The organism is Robertmurraya sp. FSL W8-0741 (genome assembly GCF_038004005.1).
GTDB lineage: Bacteria > Bacillota > Bacilli > Bacillales > Cytobacillaceae > Robertmurraya > Robertmurraya siralis.
The window spans coordinates 403,749-426,688 of sequence record NZ_JBBOQG010000001.1; the positions used below are offsets into that span (position 1 = coordinate 403,749).

21 protein-coding genes are annotated in these 22,940 nt (G+C 38.1%); 15 read left to right on the top strand and 6 right to left on the bottom strand.

Features of this window, described 5'->3' with window-relative positions; genetic code table 11:
• Positions 1-3: 3 nt before the first annotated feature.
• The 4 genes from recF to dnaA all read right to left on the bottom strand — a co-directional run bounded on the left by recF (position 4) and on the right by dnaA (position 4,356).
• Positions 4-1,122 carry a DNA replication/repair protein RecF gene (gene recF, locus NST02_RS02020; RefSeq protein ID WP_095314755.1) on the bottom strand — a complete coding sequence of 373 codons (1,119 nt, stop codon included), beginning with the start codon at positions 1,120-1,122 and terminating at the stop codon, positions 4-6.
• 33 nt (positions 1,123-1,155) lie between these two features.
• Positions 1,156-1,368 (bottom strand): S4 domain-containing protein YaaA, encoded by a 213-nt coding sequence (yaaA, locus tag NST02_RS02025; RefSeq protein ID WP_095314754.1) that lies wholly within the window; start codon positions 1,366-1,368, stop codon positions 1,156-1,158.
• Positions 1,369-1,695: 327 nt separating this feature from the next.
• Positions 1,696-2,832, bottom strand: a complete 1,137-nt coding sequence (dnaN, locus tag NST02_RS02030) for a DNA polymerase III subunit beta (protein ID WP_095314753.1) — start codon at positions 2,830-2,832, stop codon at positions 1,696-1,698.
• Between the two features lie 177 nt (positions 2,833-3,009).
• Positions 3,010-4,356, bottom strand: coding sequence for a chromosomal replication initiator protein DnaA (gene dnaA, locus NST02_RS02035; protein WP_212934516.1), 1,347 nt, complete (start codon positions 4,354-4,356; stop codon positions 3,010-3,012).
• 721 nt (positions 4,357-5,077) lie between these two features.
• On the opposite strand from dnaA, the gene rpmH reads away from it, so the two are divergent.
• The 8 genes from rpmH to noc all read left to right on the top strand — a co-directional run bounded on the left by rpmH (position 5,078) and on the right by noc (position 13,282).
• Positions 5,078-5,212, top strand: a complete 135-nt coding sequence (gene rpmH / locus NST02_RS02040) for a 50S ribosomal protein L34 (protein WP_095314751.1) — start codon at positions 5,078-5,080, stop codon at positions 5,210-5,212.
• Between the two features lie 309 nt (positions 5,213-5,521).
• A complete protein-coding gene (rnpA, locus tag NST02_RS02045) occupies positions 5,522-5,884 on the top strand; it encodes a ribonuclease P protein component (protein WP_137744816.1) in 363 nt (120 codons plus the stop codon).
• Positions 5,885-6,124: 240 nt separating this feature from the next.
• Positions 6,125-6,904, top strand: coding sequence for a YidC family membrane integrase SpoIIIJ (gene spoIIIJ / locus NST02_RS02050; RefSeq protein ID WP_095314750.1), 780 nt, complete (start codon positions 6,125-6,127; stop codon positions 6,902-6,904).
• The gene (jag, locus tag NST02_RS02055; RefSeq protein WP_095314749.1) at positions 6,901-7,518 is read left to right on the top strand and encodes an RNA-binding cell elongation regulator Jag/EloR; all 618 of its coding nucleotides are present in this window, start codon (positions 6,901-6,903) and stop codon (positions 7,516-7,518) included. The genes spoIIIJ and jag overlap by 4 nt, the downstream gene beginning before the upstream one ends.
• Positions 7,519-8,052: 534 nt before the next feature.
• Complete coding sequence (gene mnmE / locus NST02_RS02060) at positions 8,053-9,438, top strand: tRNA uridine-5-carboxymethylaminomethyl(34) synthesis GTPase MnmE (RefSeq protein WP_340947806.1); 1,386 nt, start codon at positions 8,053-8,055, stop codon at positions 9,436-9,438.
• A gap of 30 nt (positions 9,439-9,468) precedes the next feature.
• Positions 9,469-11,358 (top strand): tRNA uridine-5-carboxymethylaminomethyl(34) synthesis enzyme MnmG, encoded by a 1,890-nt coding sequence (gene mnmG, locus NST02_RS02065; protein ID WP_212934518.1) that lies wholly within the window; start codon positions 9,469-9,471, stop codon positions 11,356-11,358.
• 80 nt (positions 11,359-11,438) lie between these two features.
• Positions 11,439-12,155: a 16S rRNA (guanine(527)-N(7))-methyltransferase RsmG gene (gene rsmG, locus NST02_RS02070; protein ID WP_095314745.1), complete on the top strand. Its 717-nt coding sequence runs from the start codon at positions 11,439-11,441 to the stop codon at positions 12,153-12,155.
• A 251-nt stretch (positions 12,156-12,406) separates the two neighbouring features.
• A complete protein-coding gene (noc, locus tag NST02_RS02075; RefSeq protein WP_212934521.1) occupies positions 12,407-13,282 on the top strand; it encodes a nucleoid occlusion protein in 876 nt (291 codons plus the stop codon).
• 129 nt (positions 13,283-13,411) lie between these two features.
• Here the strand turns inward: noc and NST02_RS02080 are convergent, their stop codons facing one another.
• Positions 13,412-13,708 (bottom strand): hypothetical protein, encoded by a 297-nt coding sequence (locus NST02_RS02080; protein WP_095314743.1) that lies wholly within the window; start codon positions 13,706-13,708, stop codon positions 13,412-13,414.
• Between the two features lie 506 nt (positions 13,709-14,214).
• Between NST02_RS02080 and NST02_RS02085 the strand changes: the two genes are divergently transcribed.
• From NST02_RS02085 to NST02_RS02100, 4 genes are all read left to right on the top strand, one after another.
• Complete coding sequence (locus tag NST02_RS02085) at positions 14,215-14,976, top strand: ParA family protein (protein ID WP_095314741.1); 762 nt, start codon at positions 14,215-14,217, stop codon at positions 14,974-14,976.
• Positions 14,969-15,829, top strand: coding sequence for a ParB/RepB/Spo0J family partition protein (locus NST02_RS02090; RefSeq protein WP_095314740.1), 861 nt, complete (start codon positions 14,969-14,971; stop codon positions 15,827-15,829). The genes NST02_RS02085 and NST02_RS02090 overlap by 8 nt, the downstream gene beginning before the upstream one ends.
• 148 nt (positions 15,830-15,977) lie before the next feature.
• On the top strand, positions 15,978-17,195 hold the full coding sequence (locus NST02_RS02095; protein WP_340949982.1) for an ISL3 family transposase: 1,218 nt from the start codon (positions 15,978-15,980) through the stop codon (positions 17,193-17,195).
• A 211-nt stretch (positions 17,196-17,406) separates the two neighbouring features.
• Positions 17,407-18,114, top strand: coding sequence for a DUF554 domain-containing protein (locus NST02_RS02100; protein ID WP_095314739.1), 708 nt, complete (start codon positions 17,407-17,409; stop codon positions 18,112-18,114).
• A 137-nt stretch (positions 18,115-18,251) separates the two neighbouring features.
• Here the strand turns inward: NST02_RS02100 and yyaC are convergent, their stop codons facing one another.
• The gene (gene yyaC / locus NST02_RS02105) at positions 18,252-18,881 is read right to left on the bottom strand and encodes a spore protease YyaC (protein WP_095314738.1); all 630 of its coding nucleotides are present in this window, start codon (positions 18,879-18,881) and stop codon (positions 18,252-18,254) included.
• A gap of 320 nt (positions 18,882-19,201) precedes the next feature.
• On the opposite strand from yyaC, the gene NST02_RS02110 reads away from it, so the two are divergent.
• The 3 genes from NST02_RS02110 to ychF all read left to right on the top strand — a co-directional run bounded on the left by NST02_RS02110 (position 19,202) and on the right by ychF (position 22,813).
• The gene (locus NST02_RS02110; protein WP_095314737.1) at positions 19,202-19,399 is read left to right on the top strand and encodes a DUF951 domain-containing protein; all 198 of its coding nucleotides are present in this window, start codon (positions 19,202-19,204) and stop codon (positions 19,397-19,399) included.
• A 157-nt stretch (positions 19,400-19,556) separates the two neighbouring features.
• Positions 19,557-21,581: a molybdopterin-dependent oxidoreductase gene (locus NST02_RS02115; protein WP_212934520.1), complete on the top strand. Its 2,025-nt coding sequence runs from the start codon at positions 19,557-19,559 to the stop codon at positions 21,579-21,581.
• Between the two features lie 131 nt (positions 21,582-21,712).
• Entirely contained in the window at positions 21,713-22,813 is a 1,101-nt protein-coding gene (gene ychF / locus NST02_RS02120; protein WP_095314735.1) for a redox-regulated ATPase YchF, read from the top strand.
• Positions 22,814-22,940: the final 127 nt, after the last annotated feature.

The window sequence follows — 22,940 nt, forward strand, 5'->3', positions numbered from 1 at the left end:
ACCTCACTGAATTTTTTCAATCCAACCAGATTCGACCTTAAAAGTAGCTGCTTCTTTTAAGGTTTGATGGTCAATCCCGTCTACATTTGTTGTTGTTACAAAGGTTTGAACTTTGCCTTGGATCGTGTTTAATAAATGAGATTGACGGAAATCATCTAATTCAGAAAGAACATCATCAAGTAGAAGTATAGGATATTCATCAATTTCTGAACGGATCAATTCTATTTCAGCCAGTTTTAATGAGAGCGCAGTTGTCCTTTGTTGACCCTGTGAGCCAAATGTTTGCACATCACGATCATTCACATGAAAGAGAAGATCATCGCGATGAGGACCAAACAATGTAACGCCTCTTTCAATTTCTCGCGTTTTAACTTTGGCAAATTTTTCTTCTAACACTTCTACCATTTTCGACAAAACTTGGTCTTCTGATACGTCTACGGAAGGTTTATAGAGAATTTTTAATGTTTCTAAATCCCTTGAAATTCCTTTATGGATCGGAATCGCCCAATTTTCGAGCAACTGGATAAACTCGAAACGCTTCGAAATAATTTTCACAGCCATCTCGATGAATTGTTCAGTTAAAATGTCAAGCATGGTCATATCTGTTTGTTTCTTCAATTGCAACAGTTTTAAATAGTGATTTCGCTGCTGTAATATTTTTTGGTATTGCCCAATATCATGTAGGTATACAGGGGACACCTGGCCGATCTCCATATCAATAAAACGACGCCTTACTTGAGGGCTCCCTTTTACTAAATGGAGATCTTCAGGCGCGAACATGACTACATTCATATTTCCAATATATTGACTGAGCTTTTGCTGCTCGATATGGTTACATTTTGCTTTTTTTCCTTTTTTCGAAATCACTAACTCCATCGGAATGGAACCGTGCCTTTTTTTTACCCTACCTTCTATTTTAGCATATTCTTCGTCCCAGCGAATAAGATCTTTATCATTTGATGTTCGATGGGATTTTGCCATTGCTAAAACATAGATAGATTCCATGACATTCGTCTTCCCTTGAGCATTTTCTCCGAGAATAACATTGACCTTGTTGTCAAATGGAATTTCTAATTCTTTATAATTCCGGTAATTTTTCAATTGTAAATGCTCAATATACATTGACGATACATCCTTTTACAAAATCCTCTAATTTCAAACAATCTCAAAAGAACCAGCATTTTGAATTGAAATTTTATCTCCAGCTCGTAGTTTTCTGCCTCTTCTTTGATCTTGTTGACCATTCACTTTAATCTCGTATTCGCTTAAAAACCATTTTGCCATACCACCGGAGTCAATTAATTCTGCAAGTTTTAAAAATTGTCCTAGCGTAATATATTCCGTATCTATTTTTATTTTTTGTACCACCGTGTCACTCTTTTCTCTTCTAAGTCTTATTCTTATATTTTACTAAATAAATGAACTGTACACAAAGAAAAGTGTAAACGCTTCGGTTTATTAACGTACAACTCATTTCTTCAAGGAGCATTTATAGCAAATTTTTTCCAAGAAGAGGGGAATACAAACTGAAGGCTCCTAAAAAAGCATTGTAGTTTGCTCATCTTTTTAGTTATGCCAGAATTCGAGAGAAAATGTGCTAAACATCAACAGCTTAAAAAACGAATTTTCTGTGTAATCAAGCAATATTGATAAATAGAAAAATAAAGCCACCAACAAAGCTGGTGACTCATCATGTTAATATGTTCTAACTGGCAAAATAAGTTGCAGCAATGAATCGTCGTTGAGGGGACGAATAACAAATGGTCTCATTGCACCAGTAAAACTTATTTTTATTTCGTGGCCCTCTAATGTTTTTAAAGCATCCATCACGTATTTAGCACTAAACGAAATTTTCAGTTCTTCTCCATCTATCGTTTGTGCTATTAATTCTTCAACAACTTTTCCAATTTCAGGCGTATTAGAGGAAATTTCAATTCCCTTATTTTCCAATGTTGCTAGCCGCACTACGTTATTTCGTCCTTCTCGTGCTAATAATGAGGCACGGTCAATTGCGTGCAGGAAGTCTTTCGTATTAACAATTACTTCCGTTTTGTTTTCAGCAGGTATTAATCTTGATGTATCAGGGTAATTTCCTTCAAGTAAGCGCGAAAAGAATAAAAGATGCTTCGCTTTAAAAAGAACTTGATTTTCAGTAATAACAATATCTACCAGTTCGTTATTGTCATCAAGGATTTTACTTAATTCATTTAAGCTTTTTCCTGGAATAACGACATTAAACTGTTTGTCTGCTTCAAGCTCAACTTTCGCTTTTCTTAAAGCTAAGCGATGACTATCTGTTGCAATACAGATTAGTTCCCCATTTTCCACTTTCCAGTTTACACCTGTCAACACAGGTCGTGTTTCTGACGTGGACACAGCAAATACGGTTTGACGAATCAGAGCCTTTAATAAATCTGTTGGGATTTTAAAAGCATCTTCTTCTTCAACCTGTGGCAAGCGTGGATATTCATCAGGATCCAATCCATTTAAATTAAATTCTGATTTCCCTGAACGAATGACAATTTGAAGTTGGCTTTGAACTTCCATTTCAACGAAATCAGTCGGCAATTTTTTAACGATTTCACTAAAGAATTTAGCTTGCAAAACGATTGCGCCTTTTTGCTTAATCTCGACAATTTCGTCTCCTTCTTCCTCTCTTGGAATAAAAGATTCAATTGAAATATCGGAATCACTTCCTGTTAATGTGACTCCTTCATCATCTGCAACAATCTTGATTCCAGTTAAAATGGGAATGGTTGTTCTGCTAGTGACAGCTTTCATAACATCTTGAACACTTTGTACGAGACGATCCCTTTGGATTATAAATCGCATTTGTTTAATCCTCCGTTTGGCATATTATATATTTTTTTTTATAAAAAATAATAGAAGTACTAGTAGGCCCTGTTAGTATGTGGATAACTATAAAGATCGAAAGGAAACACAGTCTATCCACATGTGGACAGACTGTGTGTAAGCATGGACAAGTTATGCACATCATTCAGACTAGCACTAAATCTTTAATAGTTCATTGATTTCTTTCATTTGATTTTGAAATTGCACATCCGTTTGCATGAGGTTGGAAATCTTTTCATGGGCATGAATGACAGTTGTATGATCGCGCCCACCAAATTCCTCACCGATTTTAGGCAGAGAGAAGTCGGTTAGTTCTCTTGCTAAATACATCGCAATTTGCCTTGGGAATGCAACAGACTTTGTTCGCTTTTTTGCCTTAAAATCTTCCAGCTTCACATTAAAATACTCCCCGACGGTTTGTTGAATATCAAGGATTGTAATGATTTTTGGTTTAGAACTTGGAATAATATCTTTTAATGCTTCAGCTGCCAGATCCGCATTAATATCTTTATTGATTAACGATGAGTAGGCAACGACTCTTATTAACGCTCCCTCTAATTCTCGAATGTTGGAATCAATTTGATTGGCAATGTATAGCATCACTTCATTTGGAATATCTAATCCTTCTGCTTTCGCTTTCTTCCGTAAAATAGCAATTCTCGTTTCTAAATCAGGTGGGGTAATGTCAGTGATTAAACCCCATTCAAAGCGAGAACGTAGGCGATCCTCCAATGTTGGAATTTCTTTAGGCGGTCTGTCACTGGAAATGACAATTTGTTTATTTTCTTCATGCAAAGTGTTGAAAGTATGGAAAAATTCTTCTTGAGTTGATTCTTTTCCGGCCAAAAATTGAATATCATCAATTAGAAGCACATCTACTTTTCTATATTTATTGCGAAACTCAGTTGCTTTATTATCTCGAATAGAGTTAATAAACTCATTTGTAAATTTTTCAGATGATAAATAAACAACTTTTGCGGAAGGGTTATGTTCCAATACATAATGACCAATCGCATGCATTAAATGCGTTTTTCCGAGTCCCACTCCACCATAGATAAAAAGCGGATTGTAGGCCTTCGCTGGTGCTTCTGCTACCGCTAATGATGCTGCATGGGCAAAGCGATTGCCAGAACCAATAACAAATGTATCAAAGGTATTCTTTGGGTTTAACATAGTCAAAGGCAGCTCTGCATGTTCCTCATCCCTCTGGATTTTTTTTGGAGGATTTGGCAAATCAACATCATCATCTTGTTTATTTTGCGGAATAATAAATTTTACATTTAGTTCTTCACCAGTAATATCAAACAAAATACTGGAGATAAGTTCAGAATAGCGCTCTTCTAGCCAATCTCGTGCAAATTCGTTTGGAGCGGTAACGGTCAATGTATCTTTTTTGAGAGAGTGGGCTGTTGTAGATTTTAACCATGTATCAAAACTCGGTTTGCTAATCTTTTTTTCAATACTGGAGAGCGCATTATTCCAAAGATCCGCAATATTTTCCAATCGTTTTCCCTCCTTACTTTGTTTATATTTTCCGTTCAGCATGGCAAAACTTATATGTTGAAATAAAAAAATAAAGCTACTATGCGCTAAAGAGCAGAAATAGCGATAAAAATATATCAATATACGAAATCAAACTGTGGAAAACTATATAATAAGGAAATTAAGTAGGATTTCGACAATATCCACGATATGTGGACAAAGTTTTTCAAGAGGAGTGAATAAACTGTCCACATAATATCCACAGTCTGTGGATAAATAAGTTATACACAAAGATCTATCCAAGGTGAAAACACAACTATAATATCAAATAATCCATTGCTGTGCAATGGTTTTTCTTGTTTTATCCACAAGAAGTACAACGTGTGGATGTAATTTGTCCACAATCGATTAATGTGTGAAAAAGCTGTCAATATGTGCTGTGGATAATAATAAGACTTGTCGAAAGTTATACACAGCTTGGGATGAATAGGATAACTTGTCGTTATTTTTTTTCTTGGCTTTGTTTTTTGGTTGTATGTTGGCATTGATTTTCGGTTGTTTACATGAAGTGAAGCGACTGCTTTTTGGAATATGACAAGGTGAAGTATCGCGCTGGAGTTTCTAAAAAACAATTGCTCAAGATGAGAGGGTAATTTTTTTAATAAGGTTGACATTTTTATGGTTTGCTTTATATAATTGTTTAGACTGTCTTTAACAGCTATTCCTCAGGGAGGTGTCATATATGAAAAGAACGTTTCAACCAAATAATCGTAAAAGAAGTAAAGTTCATGGATTCCGTAGTCGTATGAGCTCTGCAAACGGACGCAAAGTTCTAGCTCGTCGTCGTCGTAAAGGAAGAAAAGTATTATCTGCTTAGGCCACTGAATAATCAGTGGTCTTTTTTCTCATTAATTGAGTTTTTTTTTGTAAATGATTGCTTGAGAGGTATACTTTTAAAGGCTAGAGCACTGAAGTGGAAGTAAAAGATTAATTTATGGCTTTGGTAAACAGATTGCTTGATAGAACGATTATTGGCTCAGTTTGTGTGAAAAGGAGCCAAAAATCTTCATTATAGCAAAGCCTGTTTTATAGAAATTACGTATAGATATAATCTAGGAAGATGATAATCTTAACGTACATTATTGATATTTTTATGGCAAGAATGAGCCGATTTGAAGGTGAGAAAGTGAAGAAAGAATTTAGAGTAAAAAAAAATAAAGAGTTCCAAGAGATTTTTAAAAAGGGAAAGTCTTTTGCAAATCGCCAATTCGTTGTTTACTCTTTAAAAAAACCGGGGCAGGCTCATTTTCGGATTGGACTTTCGGTAAGTAAAAAGCTTGGAAACGCGGTTAAAAGAAATCAAATTAAGCGATACATACGTCAGGCGGTCTTAGAACTTGAGGAAGACCTCCATAATGAATATGATTATATTATCATCGCAAGAAAACCTGCTGCTGAAATGGATTTTTTTGAAATAAAAAATAGTTTAATTCATGTGTTAAAAATTTCCAAAGTACTAAAATGGAAAAAGACAAGCTTCAGATCATAATTTTTAAAAGATACCGTATTTTTCTACAGCGCTGTCTATCAAAAGATGATACAATACTGTTGATTCGTCAAAATAGACCGTTTTCATAATAGATTTATTACTATTTGCATAAATCGATTTCACTCTAGATGTAGGATGTAAAATACGAGCTTTGCCTGTATAGGTTCATGACTTCCTATCAAGCTAAATTGAAATGGATTAAAATCAATACAGCTTTCATAAATAAGGAGGAAATAACGGTTGAAGAAGAGAATGTTTCTTATAATCGGATTGATCTTGCTAACGACTCTATTAACAGGGTGTATGGAGTATAATCAACCGATTACTGCAGAAAGTGAAGGATTTTGGAACGAATATATCGTCTATCCATTGTCACAATTTATTGTCATGGTAGCGAATTTTACCGGTGAAAACTTTGGATTGTCGATTATTATAGTAACGATTTTAATTCGTCTCTTAATTTTGCCATTAATGATTAAGCAAACAAAGAGTTCAAAAGCGATGCAAGCTATTCAGCCTGAAATGCAAGCATTGCGGGAGAAGTACAGCTCAAAGGATCAGAAAACACAACAAAAGCTCCAACAGGAGACGATGGCGTTATTCCAAAAGCATAATATTAATCCATTGGCAGGATGTTTTCCAATCTTGATTCAAATGCCGATTCTGATTGGATTTTATCATGCGATTTCAAGAACGAGAGAGATTGCTGAACATAATTTCTTATGGTTTGATCTAGGTTCTCCAGACCCTTATTATTTATTGCCATTAATCGCTGGGGTTACGACTTTTATTCAACAGAAGATGATGATGGCCGGTACAGCTAATCAAAATCCACAAATGGCGATGATGCTTTGGTTAATGCCAATTATGATCATCATTTTTGCGATTAGTTTCCCAGCTGCTTTATCCTTGTATTGGGTTGTAGGGAACTTATTTATGATAGTGCAAACATACTTTATTAAAGGTCCAGATTTAAGAGCAGAAAAAGAAACTGGTAAAGCGGGAGGAGCAAAAAAGTGAAACAGGTAACTGCTACAGGACAAACTGTCGAAGAAGCAGTCAAATCGGCTTTAGCTCAACTAGAAACAACAGAAGACCGCGTAGAAGTAGCGATTATGGATGAAGGTAAAAAGGGGATATTTGGATTTGGCTCTCGGCCGGCTGTTGTAAAAGTAACAGCAAAGATCGATCCAGTCGAAGAAGCAAAGGAATTTTTAAAAGAAGTAAGTGAAAAAATGGGTGTCGATGTTGAAATTGAAGTGTTAAGAGAAGGGAAACAAGTTCAATTTATCCTATCAGGTGATAAAATTGCTTTGTTAATCGGAAAAAGAGGACAAACTCTTAATTCTCTCCAATACTTGACTCAGCTTGTGATCAATCGTTTCTCTGATCAGTATTTCCACGTTCTTTTAGATGCGGAAGACTATCGCAAGAGGAGAAATGAGACTTTAGTGCATTTAGCTGAACGTCTCGCTCAAAAAGCACTAAAAACTGGAAAAAAGGTCGCATTAGAGCCAATGCCATCATATGAGCGTAAAGTAATTCACACTGCTTTGATGGAAAATAGCCGCATCAAAACCTATTCTGATGGTGTCGAACCAAATCGCCACATCGTCATTGCACCAATGAAGTAAAAAACAAGTTTAAGAGGCTGTCTGAAAAGCCTGCTTTCAAAAGGCAAGGGAAGAAAGTGAGTCATTTTCTTCCCTTGCTTTTTTGCTGTTTGAAGGCAAATCCATTGATCAGTAGTGAATTAAATTTTCGCTATAAAAGGGAGCATCGCCGCCAAACATTGATTAAAAACGGAAAACTTGACAAGAGCTTATTATATATCGGTGTTGCTTTTTTGCCCATTTCATGTGAAAGCAAGTTTCACACGGAATGGACAAAAATGAATAATTTCCTGAATGAAAAAACAAAAATCACTCAAAGGAAGAAATTACGAAAGTTTTTAAAATAAGAAAAAGTGATAGTGGTTCGTTTTATTGTTATTCACATGTGGATAAGTTAAAATAAGCGTAGTTTATAATCAGGTAATGGGAAATGTGGATAACTTTCCGAAGGTGAGCCTATGGTATTCTTTAATTTTGGATGTTGAGAATTTTAAATATAGATGATCAATCCCCCGAGCGATTTATATGGTGATAGAGAAAAGAGAGGTGCTAAGGATGCAGTTAGATACGATCGCAGCAATATCGACTCCAATGGGAGAGGGAGCAATCGCTATCGTAAGATTAAGTGGTGATCAGGCGATTGAAATTGCGGGCAGCCTTTTTCAAGGAGTAGGCGGGAAGAAGCTGACTGATGTTGCATCCCATACCATTCATTACGGACATATCCTTGATCCTAAAACAAAAGAGGTTGCAGAGGAAGTAATGGTTTCTGTGATGAAGGGACCAAAAACATTTACAAAAGAAGATGTAATAGAAATCAATTGTCATGGTGGACTTGTGTCGGTCAATCGCGTGCTGCAGCTTGTGTTAAATGCTGGAGCGCGATTAGCAGAGCCAGGGGAGTTTACCAAAAGGGCATTTTTAAATGGAAGAATTGATTTGTCGCAAGCAGAGGCAGTCATGGATTTAATACGAGCGAAGACGGACCGGGCCATGAATGTCGCCTTAGGACAGATGGATGGGCGTCTTTCAAGGCTAATTCAGAAGCTTCGACAGGAGATTCTTGAAACATTAGCCCATGTTGAGGTGAATATAGATTATCCTGAATATGATGATGTAGAGGAAATGACCCATCAACTCCTCATTGAAAAAGCAAACTATGTGAAAAAGGAAATTGAAAATCTTTTACAAACATCACAACAGGGGAAAATATTACGAGAAGGGCTTTCAACTGTCATTGTTGGGCGTCCAAATGTAGGGAAATCTTCTTTACTAAATAGCTTAGTTCAGGAAAATAAAGCGATTGTAACGGATATACCGGGAACAACACGTGATGTTATTGAAGAATATGTCAATGTTAGAGGAGTTCCTTTAAGGCTTTTGGATACGGCGGGAATTCGTGAAACAGAAGATATCGTTGAACGGATCGGAGTGGAACGCTCGAGGCAAGTTTTAAAAGAAGCTGATTTAATTTTATTGGTTTTGAATTATGCTGATGAGTTAACGGCAGAAGATGTGAATATATTTAAGGCAGTGGAAGGGATGGATGTAATCGTTATTGTGAACAAGACCGACCTTCCGCAAAAAATTGATTTAGAGCGAGTTAAAACGCTGGCTCGGGAACATAAGCTTGTTACCACGTCATTGTTAGAGGATGTAGGAGTCAATGAATTAGAAGAGGCGATCGCCTCCCTTTTCTTCGCAGGCTCCATTGAAGCAGGTGATATGACTTATGTCTCCAACAGCCGACATATTGCACTTTTAAACCAAGCGCATCAATCGATTGAAGAAGCTATTTCAGGAGTAGAGGCGGGTGTTCCGATCGATATTGTGCAAATTGATTTAACTCGGACATGGGAGATATTAGGTGAAATTATTGGTGATAGTGTACATGAAAGTTTAATTGATCAATTATTCTCCCAGTTCTGTTTAGGAAAATAACGTTTATTTAGAAAATGAGGAGGCAGCGTGATGCAATACGATGCTGGAAATTATGATGTCATTGTCATCGGTGCTGGCCATGCTGGCGCAGAGGCAGGATTAGCTGCTGCACGCCAGGGTGCAAAGACATTAGTATTAACAATAAATTTAGATATGGTTGCGTTTATGCCATGTAATCCTTCTGTCGGAGGACCTGCTAAGGGGATTGTCGTAAGAGAAATCGATGCACTTGGCGGGGAAATGGGACGGAACATTGATAAAACCTATATTCAAATGAGGATGTTAAACACAGGAAAGGGCCCTGCGGTGCGAGCATTGCGTGCTCAAGCGGACAAGTTTGCTTATCAGCATGAAATGAAAAAGACGCTGGAAAATGAACCAAACCTGACTCTTGTTCAAGGGATGGTTGAAGAGTTAATTGTAGAAAATGATGTTTGTAAAGGGGTTATTACACAAACAGGAGCGACGTACCTTGCGAAAACGGTTGTGATTACGACGGGAACTTTTTTACGCGGAGAAATCATTTTAGGGGAGCTAAAATATTCAAGTGGTCCAAACAATCAACAGCCTTCGATTAGATTATCCGAGCATCTTGAACAATTGGGCTTTGATTTAGTTCGTTTTAAAACGGGGACTCCTCCACGGGTAAATAGCCATACGATTGATTACAGTAAGACAGAAATACAACCGGGCGATGATGTGCCAAGGGCATTCTCTTATGAAACAACAAAGTATATAACTGAGCAGTTGCCATGTTGGTTAACGTACACAAATGAGAAGACCCATCAAATTATTGATGATAATTTGCATCGCTCACCTATGTATTCAGGAATGATTAAGGGGACGGGGCCACGTTATTGCCCTTCCATTGAAGATAAAGTAGTCCGATTTAATGATAAACCTCGACATCAGCTGTTCTTAGAGCCTGAAGGGAAGAATACGCAAGAGGTATATGTGCAAGGTCTTTCAACCAGTCTACCAGAGGATGTCCAACAAAAAATTCTGCATACGATTCCTGGCTTAGAAAATGTCAAGATGATGAGAGCAGGATATGCGATTGAATACGATGCCATTGTACCAACGCAATTATGGCCGACACTAGAGACGAAAAAAATTAAAAATCTTTATACGGCTGGGCAGATTAATGGAACATCTGGCTATGAAGAGGCAGCTGGTCAGGGGCTCATGGCTGGAATTAATGCGGGGAGAAGAGCGCTTGGTAAGGATGAAGTGATCTTAAGCCGCTCTGATGCGTATATTGGCGTGCTTATTGATGATTTAGTAACAAAGGGGACAAATGAGCCTTATCGATTGCTTACGTCCCGTGCTGAATATCGCCTTCTTTTAAGACATGATAATGCTGATTTGCGCCTTACTGACATTGGTTACAAAATTGGTCTTATCAGCGAGGAACGCTATGAGAAATTTTTAGCAAAAAAGGCAGCGGTTGAAACGGAAAAGGAAAGATTGAAATCGATCATTATTAAGCCGAAGCCAGAGGTTCAAGAGCTTATTAAAAAGCAAGGCGGCAGTGAGTTAAAAGATGGGATCAAAGCCAATGACTTATTAAAAAGACCTGAAATGACTTATGCACATATTGAATCGATCGTTCCAAGTGAATTAGCCCTTGATGATGAAGTGAAAGAACAAGTGGAGATTCAAATAAAATATGAGGGGTATATTGAAAAATCCCTGCAACAGGTCGAGCGTCTGAAAAAAATGGAGAATAAAAAAATCCCGGTCGACATTGATTACGATGCGATAAGCGGACTTGCTTCTGAAGCAAGACAGAAGCTGAAAAAAGTGCTTCCACTATCGATTGCACAGGCTTCACGTATATCTGGTGTAAATCCAGCGGATATCTCGATATTACTTGTTTATTTAGAGCAAGGGAAAATTGCAAAAGTATCGAACGAGTAGATGAACATTGTGGAACCTTTAACAAGAGGTTCCACTCTTTACATAAAAGCGCTGAATTCAGAGTAAGGAAGGGATAACGAATGCAAATAGAAGAATTTCAAGAAAGGCTGTCGGCAAATGGAATGGCACTCACTAGCGAACAGATGGCCCAGTTTGAAACATATTATCACACATTGGTTGAGTGGAATGAAAAGATGAATTTAACAGCGATAACGGAAAAAGGAGAGGTGTATTTAAAGCATTTTTTTGATTCGATTACAGCTGCTTTTTATCATGAATTCAACGGTTCAGCTTCGCTTTGTGATGTAGGAGCAGGAGCTGGCTTTCCAAGCATTCCGATTAAAATCGCCTTTCCCGAATTGAGGGTTACAATCGTAGACTCCTTAAATAAAAGAATTACCTTCCTTGAGCATCTGGCCAAACAATTAAAGCTCGAAAATGTTCAGTTCATTCATGATCGTGCTGAAACATTTGGGCAGAATAAGGAGCATCGGGAAGCTTATGATATTGTTACAGCGAGGGCAGTTGCGCGCCTTTCCGTCTTGAGTGAACTTTGCTTGCCATTAGTAAAGGTAAGTGGGACGTTTATCGCCATGAAAGCAGCAAGTGCAAATGAAGAGATTGATGCAGGGAAAAAAGCAATTGCTACGTTAGGCGGAAAAATCGAGAAGCTTCACTCCTTTCAATTGCCGATAGAAGAGAGTGATAGGAATATTGTCATTATAAAAAAAGAAAAGCCAACTCCGAAAAAATATCCAAGAAAGCCAGGAATACCAAATAAAACGCCGATAGAATAATGCGTAATGAGTCCTTTTGCATAATAGAGGAGTACCTTTTTTGTTAGAAATATGGCATAATTTTTAGTGGGGTGAATCCGTTTTATAATGTTAACTGATGAATTGCAATTATCCAATTTTTATAGGAAAGCATGAGTGAAAAGTACGATAACACATTATGAAATGGATTCTTATGATAGATTATATGCAGGAATAATTCTTTTGATAGAGAATGTATTAGTTACGGAGTTTCGTAAAGGTGGTGCAAGGTGATGAAGCAATCTTTCTCACGCTTTTTTGGCCTAGGCGAAAAGGAAGACCAGATGGAGACAGATTTAGGGGAAGCTTCTGAATTTGTAGAGGAAAATGTTAGAGAAACGATCGAGCAAATCCCCATAAACGATATTGTGCCAAATCGTTTTCAGCCAAGAACGGTTTTTGATGAAGAGAAGATCGAAGAATTATCTCGAACCATTCATACGCATGGAATCATCCAGCCTATTGTCGTTAGGGAATATGAAGCAGGGAAGTTTGAAATTATTGCTGGGGAACGCAGATGGCGGGCAATGAAGAAACTTGGTTGGGATCGTGTCCCAGCCATCATTAAGCAAATGAATGATACGGAAACTGCTTCAATTGCATTAATAGAGAATCTGCAAAGGGAGGAACTTTCTCCGATTGAAGAGGCCATTGCCTATGGAAAGCTACTAGAGTTGCATAATTTAACGCAGGAAGCTCTTGCGCAGCGATTGGGAAAAGGCCAGTCTACTATTGCGAATAAACTTCGCTTGCTCAAATTACCGCAAGAAGTTCAAGATGCTTTATTAGCAAAGGTCATAACAGAACGCCATGCGCGTTCACTTATTCCATTAAAGGACCCGGAAAAACAAGTGCAGCTACTCGCGGAAATTATTGAGAAAAATTTAAACGTGAAGCAAACGGAAGAACGTGTTGTAAAGCTTTTAGAGCAACCGAAGGATAAGGCTAAGCCTAAGAGGAAGGCGTTTAGCAAAGATATGAGAATTGCGGTTAATACGATAAGGCAATCTTTATCAATGGTGACGGATAGCGGTATTAACTTAGACTCAGAAGAAGAAGAGTTTGAAGAATATTATCAATTTACAATAAAAATACCGAAAAAAAAATAACTTTTGATTGAGAAATTAAACGTTTCGTTTAATTTCTCTCAGAGTGTAGACAAACTCGAAGATTTTCGAGTTTGCCTACACTCTTCTTTTTTTAAAAAATAGAATTAAATAAATAGCGTAGGTTGATTTTCACTCGTTTCTACACTCGTCTCCAAACAAAAGATGGTTTCTTCCGAAAGCATGATTATGTGCAGGATGAGTATTAGGATGGTGATCGCTGCCCGCAAGTGCAGGTTCTTCAAGTACACGACGACAACGAAGGAAGAGATCGGCAATATCAATCAAATTCATCGCTTTTAGGGGGTGCCAAACGAGTTGATGGGAGCGGAAGGCGCTTGACTCCTGGGGGAATACTGTCCGAATACACCTCTCATTCGGACAAATATCTTTCTCGCTTTCCTTGTTCTGTCCGAATACACCTCTCATTCGGACAAAGGTCTTTCTCGTTTTCCTTGTTCTGTCCGAATACACCTCTCCATTAATACCACTGAAAAAGTCAGTAGATGACCAACGCCCCCCGGAAAGCAAGCGTCTGGAGAGGAAATCAACGTTTTTAGCGCAATTCCAGTCCAAAAATGACAAAATCCATCGATAGGGAGCCCTTTCGATAGATTTTGTCGACAGTATGAATTTCTCTTATTTTTTGCAGTTGTCTATTATATGTTCTCGAGCGTCGTGTGAAGCGAAAGCTTTTCACGGCTTTTAAAGCTACTCTAACTTAACGAAAGGCTGACAGAAAGTGAATCAATATAAAATGAGCCAAAATTTCTCGTTTACTAGTGCCTTTGAAGTAAAAATAGATTTTGGAAATGAAAAAAAATGATTCTCAATTCTTTTTCATGATAAAATAGAATACATGATTGCTAGTTTATGTATTTTTGATCTTCTATGATCAGTACAAACCGTCAATGGAAATGAAGGTAGGTGATACCGTGGGCAAAATTATTTCAATTGCAAATCAAAAAGGAGGAGTTGGCAAAACAACTACCTCTGTTAATTTAGGTGCCTGCTTAGCATATATAGGGAAAAAGGTGTTAATGGTCGATATTGATCCTCAAGGAAATGCCACAAGTGGTGTAGGGCTTGAGAAAGCGGATATTGATCAATGTGTATACGATGTGTTGGTTGATGATGTTGAGGCGATTAAAGTAATTCGTCCAACAGGAGTGGAAAATTTAGACGCAATTCCTGCGACGATTCAACTAGCGGGGGCAGAAATAGAACTTGTCCCAACGATTTCAAGAGAGGTGCGCTTGAAGAGAGCACTGGAAGAAGTGAAGGAACGTTACGATTATATTATCATTGACTGTCCGCCTTCACTTGGGCTTCTTACTTTAAATGCATTGACAGCTTCTGATGCCGTTCTGATTCCAGTGCAATGTGAATATTATGCATTAGAAGGCTTAAGTCAATTGTTAAACACCGTTAGACTAGTGCAAAAACATCTGAATCATGACTTAAAAATCGAAGGTGTTCTACTAACCATGCTTGATGCTCGGACAAACCTAGGATTGCAAGTTATTGAGGAAGTGAAAAAGTACTTTCAAGATAAGGTGTACCAAACGGTCATCCCAAGAAATATCCGTTTGAGCGAAGCACCTAGTCATGGGGAGCCGATTATTATTTATGATCCGAAATCTAGAGGTGCGGAAGTATATTTAGATTTAGCAAAGGAAGTGGCTGTACATGGCTAAAGGATTAGGAAAAGGTTTGGATGCTTTTTTTGCTAATATGGAGCCTGAAAAAGATGAGGCAGTAAGAGAAATTAGCGTTAAAGAACTTCGCCCCAACCCTTATCAACCGCGTAAAATTTTTGATAAAGAAGCGATTGAAGAATTAAAGAATTCGATCCAAGAACATGGGATATTGCAGCCAATTATTGTCCGTAAAAGTATTAAAGGCTATGAAATTGTTGTAGGAGAAAGACGTTTTAGAGCTGCAAAGGAAGCGAAGCTTGAGAAAGTCCCAGTCGTAGTCCGCGAATTATCTGAGCAACAAATGATGGAATTAGCGGTTCTTGAGAATTTACAACGGGAAGATTTAACTCCGATTGAAGAGGCATCTGCATATCAGCTTTTAATGGAAAAGCTTAATGTTACCCAAGAGCAGTTGGCAAAAAGATTAGGGAAAAGCCGTCCGCATATTGCGAACCATATCCGTTTGTTATCTTTGCCGCCAAAGATTCAAGAGCTTATTTCTGATGGCAAAATTTCAATGGGACATGGTAGAGCGCTTCTCGGTCTTAGAAAAAAGGAAAAGCTGCCGTTACTTGCTGAAAAGGTGATGAAGGAAGGCTTAAATGTCCGGCAATTAGAGCAGTTAATTCAGGCTTTAAATGAAAATGTTCCACGTGAAACAAAAAAAGCAAAGCCAGAAAAAAATGTTTTTATTCGTGCACAGGAATCATTCCTTCGTGAAAGATTCGGAACAACGGTTCATATTAAACAAAGTAAAAATAAAAAGAAGGGGAAAATCGAAATTGAATTTTTCTCCAACGAAGATTTAGAAAGAATTCTTGAATTATTAGAAACAAATCAATCTTCATAAAGCCATCTATGGATGGTTTATTTTTTTGGTTCTATAATATTTGTTGGGGTTAATACACCATTAATTGTGCAAAAAAAGAGCACGATATCCCCCATTCTTTTATACTTGAATTGACGAGAAACAAGTATAGAGTGGGGATACGTGCATGATGAATTCTAACATATTTTTACCTGGATTTGAAGAAGTGATCATTAAGAAGACAGAAATAGTAGAGGGTAAGTATTGTTTCTATGTGGAGATGCCTGTAAAAGAACATTCCTGCGTGAATTGTGGGGCATTAACGTCTAAGGTACATGACTATCGAATTCAAAAAATCAAGCATTTAAAGCTTTTTGACCGTCACACATGGATATTTTACAGAAAACGTCGTTTTGCCTGTAAATGTGGGAAAAGATTTGCGGAAGAGAATCCTTTTATTGAGCGGTATCAACGACTATCCATTGAGTTTAACCAAGCGATAAAGATTCGCAGTATCAAGGGGAAAACATTCAAGGAAACAGCCGAAGTTTATGGAACTTCGCCCACGACTGTTGTTCGTCGCTTTGATGCATTAGCGGAACGTTCTATTCAAGAAGAACCGCATGAGTTACCAAAGGCGATCGCCATTGATGAGTATAAAGGGGATACAAAGGAAGGCAAATACCAACTCATTATTGCTGACGCCATCACAAGAGAACCGATTGATGTCTTACCCAATCGATATAAGAAAACGATAAAGCGATATTTAAGTACGTACGGAGGGAATGTGGAATATGTCGTAATGGACATGAGCCCCTCTTTTAAAGCAGCTGTCCAACAGGCACTTGGAAAGCCCATTATTATCGCAGATCGGTTCCATTTTGTTCGCTATATTTATTGGGCACTAGATGGAGTGAGAAGAAGAGTACAGCAGAGTTGGCATGATTACGATCGGAAAAAGTGTAAAAGAATGCGTTACGTCTTTCATAGGAACTCAGAGAAGTTAACGGAAGACGATCGATGGTACTTAGAGCGTTACTTAGGTTTTTCGAATGAATTACGGAAGGCTTATCATCTTAAGGAATGGTTTTCTCAATGGTTTAAAAAGGCGAAAGAAAATGGAGTAAGTCATATCTCTGAGACAAAGGAATCCCTAAAGGAGTTTTATCGGAGTGTAGAAAAGGCGAATATTCCAGAGTTTAAAAAGGCGATTCGAACCCTCCAAAATTGGCAAATAGAAATCCTAAATAGCTTTGCTTATGATTATTCGAATGGGTTTTTAGAAGGGATCAATAATCTAACAAAAGTACTGAAAAGGAATGCGTTTGGCTTCCGAAGCTTTAAGCGTTTTAGAGCTAAAATCTTATTAACACATAAGTATAAAAAAGTGGGTGTTCATATTGGGTAAGGGCGAAGTAAGAGTTACTTCACCCCAACAATTGACGTTGAACCATTTTTTTTACAGTGGTATTGATCTTTTTGCAGAATGGTGGCAACAAAGCCAATAACCCCTTAAAAAACAGCTATTTTTAATCGATTTCATTTATGGACAAATGATAGAACTTGAAACTTGTACCAATTTGACTAAATCGAAATACATATATAACTAGGTGAAGCAGATGTTTTTGTTAGGAACGATTGTTAACGGATTATTGATCATCGTAGGGTCTCTGTTGGGAAAACTTCTTCATCGAATTCCAGAAGGGATGAAGGGGACTGTTATGCACGGCATTGGCTTGGCAGTAGTGGTGCTGGGTTTACAAATGGGATTTAAAAGCGAAAATTTTTTAATTGTTATTTTAAGTCTTGTTTTTGGTGCTGTTATAGGAGAATATTGTAAATTAGAGGACAAGCTTAATCAATTGGGCGCTTGGCTAGAAACAAAGATTGGCAAAGGAAACGGTCAAGGAAGCATTTCTGAAGGCTTTGTCACGGCTACATTAATTTTTGTCATCGGTGCAATGGCGATTATAGGCTCACTTGATAGTGGTATTCGAGGAGATCATGATGTGCTATTGACGAAGGCAATCATCGATGGTTTTACGGCACTTATATTAACGACCACTTTGGGGATTGGCGTAATCTTTTCGGCGATTCCTGTGATGCTGTATGAGGGAGCAATTGCCTCATTTGCTACACAAATTGATCGCTTTATTCCACAGGCTTTAATGGATAGTTTTATTGTAGAAATGACAGCAACAGGCGGAGTGATGATTTTTGCCATCGGATTGAACCTTTTAGGTCTCATAAAAATCCGTGTAGCTAATCTTTTGCCAGGGATTATTGTATGTGCCTTAATTGTCACCATAATACATTTTGTTAGTTGAAAATTCAGGCTTTGTAAATAAAACGATTTCGTGTAAAACCTTGGATTCACACGAAAACATGTAACAAAGTTTACATTAAAAAATTGGGCTGAAACAAGAATATAACGGATTCCTGTTTCGCCCATTTGCTTTCTTTTTCATGTGGTTTGCTCGTGATCCCAATCCATTTTTAAGCTTGACCAGGAATGGTTAGGATGATAGGTGCTGCTTGCTTCATAAATAGCGTTTGCTATTACTTTGGCCATTTTTAGGACTAGATTTAAGCGTGTGTTCTGAAGGACAAAAAATTCCATAAAGCCACTGACATTTACAATACCAGTGATATGATAATCACCGACCTCAGGCAGTTCTTTTTTTACACCGGCTCCTGGTTTTACAGGTCCCTCGCCAATTTGGATGACCCCCACACTTTTTAATCTCCCTAAACAAGCATCAATCCCGATAATAATTGGATCTAAATGTTGCCCTTTAATTTCTTGTATCTTTTCCTCTAAATTTACTGCATGGATTGGATCTTCTAATGTGCCGTATACATGGAAAGGGGTAATTTCTTTTTCATCTAATAAAGTTCCGATTAGTGGACCTAACGAATCTCCAGTGGAACGATCGGTACCAATACAAACAAAAACAACTGGACGATTCACTATACGTACGGGTAACATAGAGACAAGTTCAATGGCAAGCTTCTGAGAGGCTTTTTGCTCATCGTAAAAAATTCTCGACTCAGAGCTTCCGCTTTTATCAAACAAGCTAGATTTAAGATTCATTGGTTCCACTCCTACAAATATAGTAGTAACAGTATACGGATCAATGTGCGAATGTATACGTACTAGTTTTAGGACAAGCTATAAATAGGAGATTTATACTAGCTGAAGGGTGGACTTTAGAGTTGTTTTTGCCCAAATTGTTGATTGCTTATGAACGGTGAAACGAAGATTTCAAATATCAGCATCAACTTATAACAAATACATTTTTTAAAAACAACTACTACAAACGAACTGAAAAAATTGCTACAATGGTTATACTGTTAAAAGCTTGTCGATATTTGAAGATTTGATATACGGTGTTGATAAAGGAGTGATTCACGTTGGAACAAAAGGAATTCGGCTTAAATGATATTGTTGAAATGAAAAAACCACATCCTTGCGGAACGAATCGGTGGAAGATCATCCGTTTAGGAATGGATATACGAATTAAGTGTGAAGGTTGTTCCCACAGTGTATTGATTCCTCGAAGAGAATTCTCGCGAAAAATGAAAAAGATCCTCGTAAAGCATGAAGAGTAATCTTTATGCTTTTTTTACTACATTAAATTGAAGCCCTAATCAAGATGCTGCCTCCAATATCAATAGTCATAGGCACGATTCATGAATTCGAATATTTGCATATAGGAATTTTCTTTTATAAAATTCAAAAAAAAACGATCGGAATGGAGGGAGAAAAATGGCGAAGGTATATGCGTCTGCGTGTCCATTAAATTGCTGGGACAGCTGTGGTTTTAAAGTGACAGTGGAAGACGGAAAAGTATTAAAGATAGATGGAGACGAGTCTCATCCCATTACGAAAGGAAAAATCTGTGGTCGAGGACGGATGCTTGAGAAGCGCACGAATTCTGGAGAAAGATTGCTTTATCCGTTGAAAAAGATAGATGGACAGTTTACTAGAATTCCTTGGGAGCAAGCATTAACAGAAATTGCTGAGAAAATGCAAGCGGTGAAAGAAAAGCATGGTTCGACAGCGGTTCTCCATAGTCATGATTATGCGAACGGCGGTTTATTAAAGAATCTCGATCAACGCTTTTTCAATTGTTTTGGCGGTGTCACAGAGCTAATAGGTTCTATTTGCTGGGGCTCCGGTATAGAGGCGCAAAATTGGGACTTTGGAGATGCCTATAGCCATGCCCCTGAAGATATTTTCCATTGTAAAAACATTATCGTTTGGGGTAGAAATGTCGCGAGAACAAATATGCATCTCTTTCAAGCATTACAGAAGGCAAAAAAACAGGGAGCAAAACTGATTGTGATTGATCCAATTTTCAATGCCACGGCGAAAATAGCCGATCTCCATCTTACCGTTAAGCCGGGAATGGATGGTTTTTTAGCTGCTGGAATTATGAAGGAAATTCTTAGATTAAAATTGGAAGATCAAGCATTTATTCAAGATCATTCTGTTGGATTTGAGGATCTAAAGGACTTATTGATTGGAGTTACGTTAGAAGAGCTTTCCCAATTAGCGGAAGTCTCAGAAGAATTAATGACGGAGCTTGCCAAGATATTTTGTGATCGGCCAACCGCTACTTTTATCGGTTTGGGGATGCAGCGTTATGAAAATGGCGGAAATACAATTAGGCTTCTTGATGCACTAGTTGCGATTAGTGGCAACATAGGCATTGCTGGAGGAGGAGCCAATTATGCCCATAAGCAAGTGGGGCAAAGCTTTAATACTGCTTCATTAACTTTGCCTGAAAAAAAGGAACAGCATCGCAGTTTCACGATGATGGAACAGGCGGAACAAATTCTTGCTGCTAAAAGCCCGGAAATCAAAATGATTTTTGTTACTTGTGGAAATCCATTGACACAAGTTCCTGATACAAATGTTGTGAAGAAGGCTTTTTCATCTGTTGACACCCTTGTTGTGATTGACCAGTTTATGACTGATACCGCTGAACTGGCTGATTATGTGTTGCCAACGACAACTGCTTTTGAAGAAGAGGATATATATTATTCTTCCATGTATCATGCTTATGTTAATTATGGTCCAAAACTTGTCAATGCTCCTGGGGAGGCATGTTCGGATCTATGGATTTGGACAGAATTAGCGAAACGACTTGGTTTTGGTGAAGATTTTAACTATACAAGGGAAGATTGGATTAAAATGGGCTTGGGAGCGTTGCAAGAAAAGGGGATTACCCTAAAGAAGCTAAAGGAGCATGCCCACCTTGAATTACCAGTCGATCCTATTCCATGGAAAGATCGTCGTTTTAAAACCCCAAGTGGGAAATTTGAATTCACGTCGCAAAAGGCTGCACAAAAGGGGTTTGAAGGAAAGTTAACATTGGCTCTGCCAAGAGAATCAAAATGGTCCAATGCTTCGGTTGCAGAAAAGTATCCGTATCAATTATTGACGATTCACCCGCTGCGTTCCAATCACTCTCAGCATTATCATGTTATCAGCCCAGAGCCGAAGGTGAAGATTGAAATTTCCAAGAATATTGCTGCTGATTTGCAGCTAAGAAATGGAGATTATGTCAGGGTTTGGAATGAGCGTGGGGAGATAAAAGGGTATGTGAGCATTTTCGAGCAGGGAGTACATGCCAATGTCATTAATATTGATGAAGGAATCTGGGCGAAATATGGCGGCACTGTTAACCAACTGACGTCTAGTCGAGTATCGGACAACGGTTTAGGAAGTACATTGTACGATTGTTTAGTTAATCTTTCCTTAGTAGAGCGGGCATCTGGGAATTAGAACTTTCTTGTCTTTTATTCAGTAACTCTCTATAATTGGTTAAGGTTAAGTTCTTTAGCATGATCCATTTGTCGAACAGACAGATATAAAATAATGAATAAATAGTTTATTGTGATGAGGAGTGACTTTGGATGGCCTTAACGGCAGGAATAGTCGGGTTACCGAACGTAGGAAAATCTACTTTATTTAATGCAATTACACAAGCAGGCGCAGAATCAGCCAACTACCCATTTTGTACGATTGATCCAAACGTTGGGATTGTAGAGGTACCAGACGATCGTTTGACAAAATTAACAGAATTGGTACAGCCGAAAAAGACGGTTCCTACTACTTTTGAATTTACAGATATTGCTGGGATTGTAAAAGGAGCAAGTAAAGGGGAAGGGCTAGGGAATAAATTTTTGGCTAATATTCGGGAAGTGGATGCCATTTGCCAAGTGGTTCGTTGTTTTGAGGACGAGAATATTACCCATGTCTCAGGAAAAGTAGATCCATTGGATGATATTGAAACAATTAATTTAGAGCTTATTTTAGCTGACCTTGAATCTGTTGAGAAGCGGATTGGCCGCGTTGGCAAATTAGCAAAACAAAAGGATAAGGAAGCTGTGGCAGAGCTTGAAGTGTTAGAAATGCTAAAGGATGCATTTGAAGCGGAAAAACCTGCAAGAACGGTTGATTTTTCTGAAGAACAATTGAAAATTGCGAAAGGCTTGCATCTATTAACCATTAAGCCTGTTCTTTATGTGGCTAATGTTGGGGAAGACGATGTAGCAGATCCATCTTCCAATGAATACGTTCAAAAGGTAAGAGAATTTGCTGCTGGAGACAATGCAGAGGTAATTGTAATCTGTGCCAAAATTGAGTCTGAAATCGCGGAACTTGAAGGGGAAGAGAAAGCTATGTTCCTGGAGGAGTTGGGCATCGAAGAGTCTGGCTTGGATCAATTAATTCGCGCTGCGTATCACTTGCTTGGTCTAGCGACTTACTTTACTGCTGGTGTCCAAGAGGTTCGCGCTTGGACATTCCGTAAAGGGATGAAAGCACCTCAATGTGCGGGTATTATCCACTCTGATTTTGAAAGAGGATTTATTCGCGCCGAGACAGTCTCTTACGATGATTTGCTTGCGGCAGGAAATATGGTTGCAGCTAAAGAGGCAGGGAAAGTACGTCTTGAAGGGAAGGATTATGTCGTCAAGGATGGAGATATTATCCACTTCCGCTTTAACGTTTAATTTTTAGTGTATAGGCTATCCTTTTATAAAAGACAAGAAAAAGAGCATCCAATCGGGTGCTCTTTTTTGCCTTCCAGTGTCCAACAGGTTTAAAAATCGTAGCACGTAATGGCCAAATCGACGCAAC

Coding starts and splice junctions, on each gene's coding strand:
- recF (WP_095314755.1), bottom strand. CDS start 1,122: ATGTATATTGAGCATTTACAATTGAAAAATTACCGGAATTATAAAGAA.
- dnaN (WP_095314753.1), bottom strand. CDS start 2,832: ATGCGATTTATAATCCAAAGGGATCGTCTCGTACAAAGTGTTCAAGAT.
- rpmH (WP_095314751.1), top strand. CDS start 5,078: ATGAAAAGAACGTTTCAACCAAATAATCGTAAAAGAAGTAAAGTTCAT.
- mnmE (WP_340947806.1), top strand. CDS start 8,053: ATGCAGTTAGATACGATCGCAGCAATATCGACTCCAATGGGAGAGGGA.
- mnmG (WP_212934518.1), top strand. CDS start 9,469: ATGCAATACGATGCTGGAAATTATGATGTCATTGTCATCGGTGCTGGC.
- rsmG (WP_095314745.1), top strand. CDS start 11,439: ATGCAAATAGAAGAATTTCAAGAAAGGCTGTCGGCAAATGGAATGGCA.
- noc (WP_212934521.1), top strand. CDS start 12,407: ATGAAGCAATCTTTCTCACGCTTTTTTGGCCTAGGCGAAAAGGAAGAC.
- NST02_RS02080 (WP_095314743.1), bottom strand. CDS start 13,708: ATGAGAGGTGTATTCGGACAGAACAAGGAAAGCGAGAAAGATATTTGT.
- NST02_RS02090 (WP_095314740.1), top strand. CDS start 14,969: ATGGCTAAAGGATTAGGAAAAGGTTTGGATGCTTTTTTTGCTAATATG.
- NST02_RS02095 (WP_340949982.1), top strand. CDS start 15,978: ATGAATTCTAACATATTTTTACCTGGATTTGAAGAAGTGATCATTAAG.
- NST02_RS02100 (WP_095314739.1), top strand. CDS start 17,407: ATGTTTTTGTTAGGAACGATTGTTAACGGATTATTGATCATCGTAGGG.
- yyaC (WP_095314738.1), bottom strand. CDS start 18,881: ATGAATCTTAAATCTAGCTTGTTTGATAAAAGCGGAAGCTCTGAGTCG.
- NST02_RS02115 (WP_212934520.1), top strand. CDS start 19,557: ATGGCGAAGGTATATGCGTCTGCGTGTCCATTAAATTGCTGGGACAGC.
- ychF (WP_095314735.1), top strand. CDS start 21,713: ATGGCCTTAACGGCAGGAATAGTCGGGTTACCGAACGTAGGAAAATCT.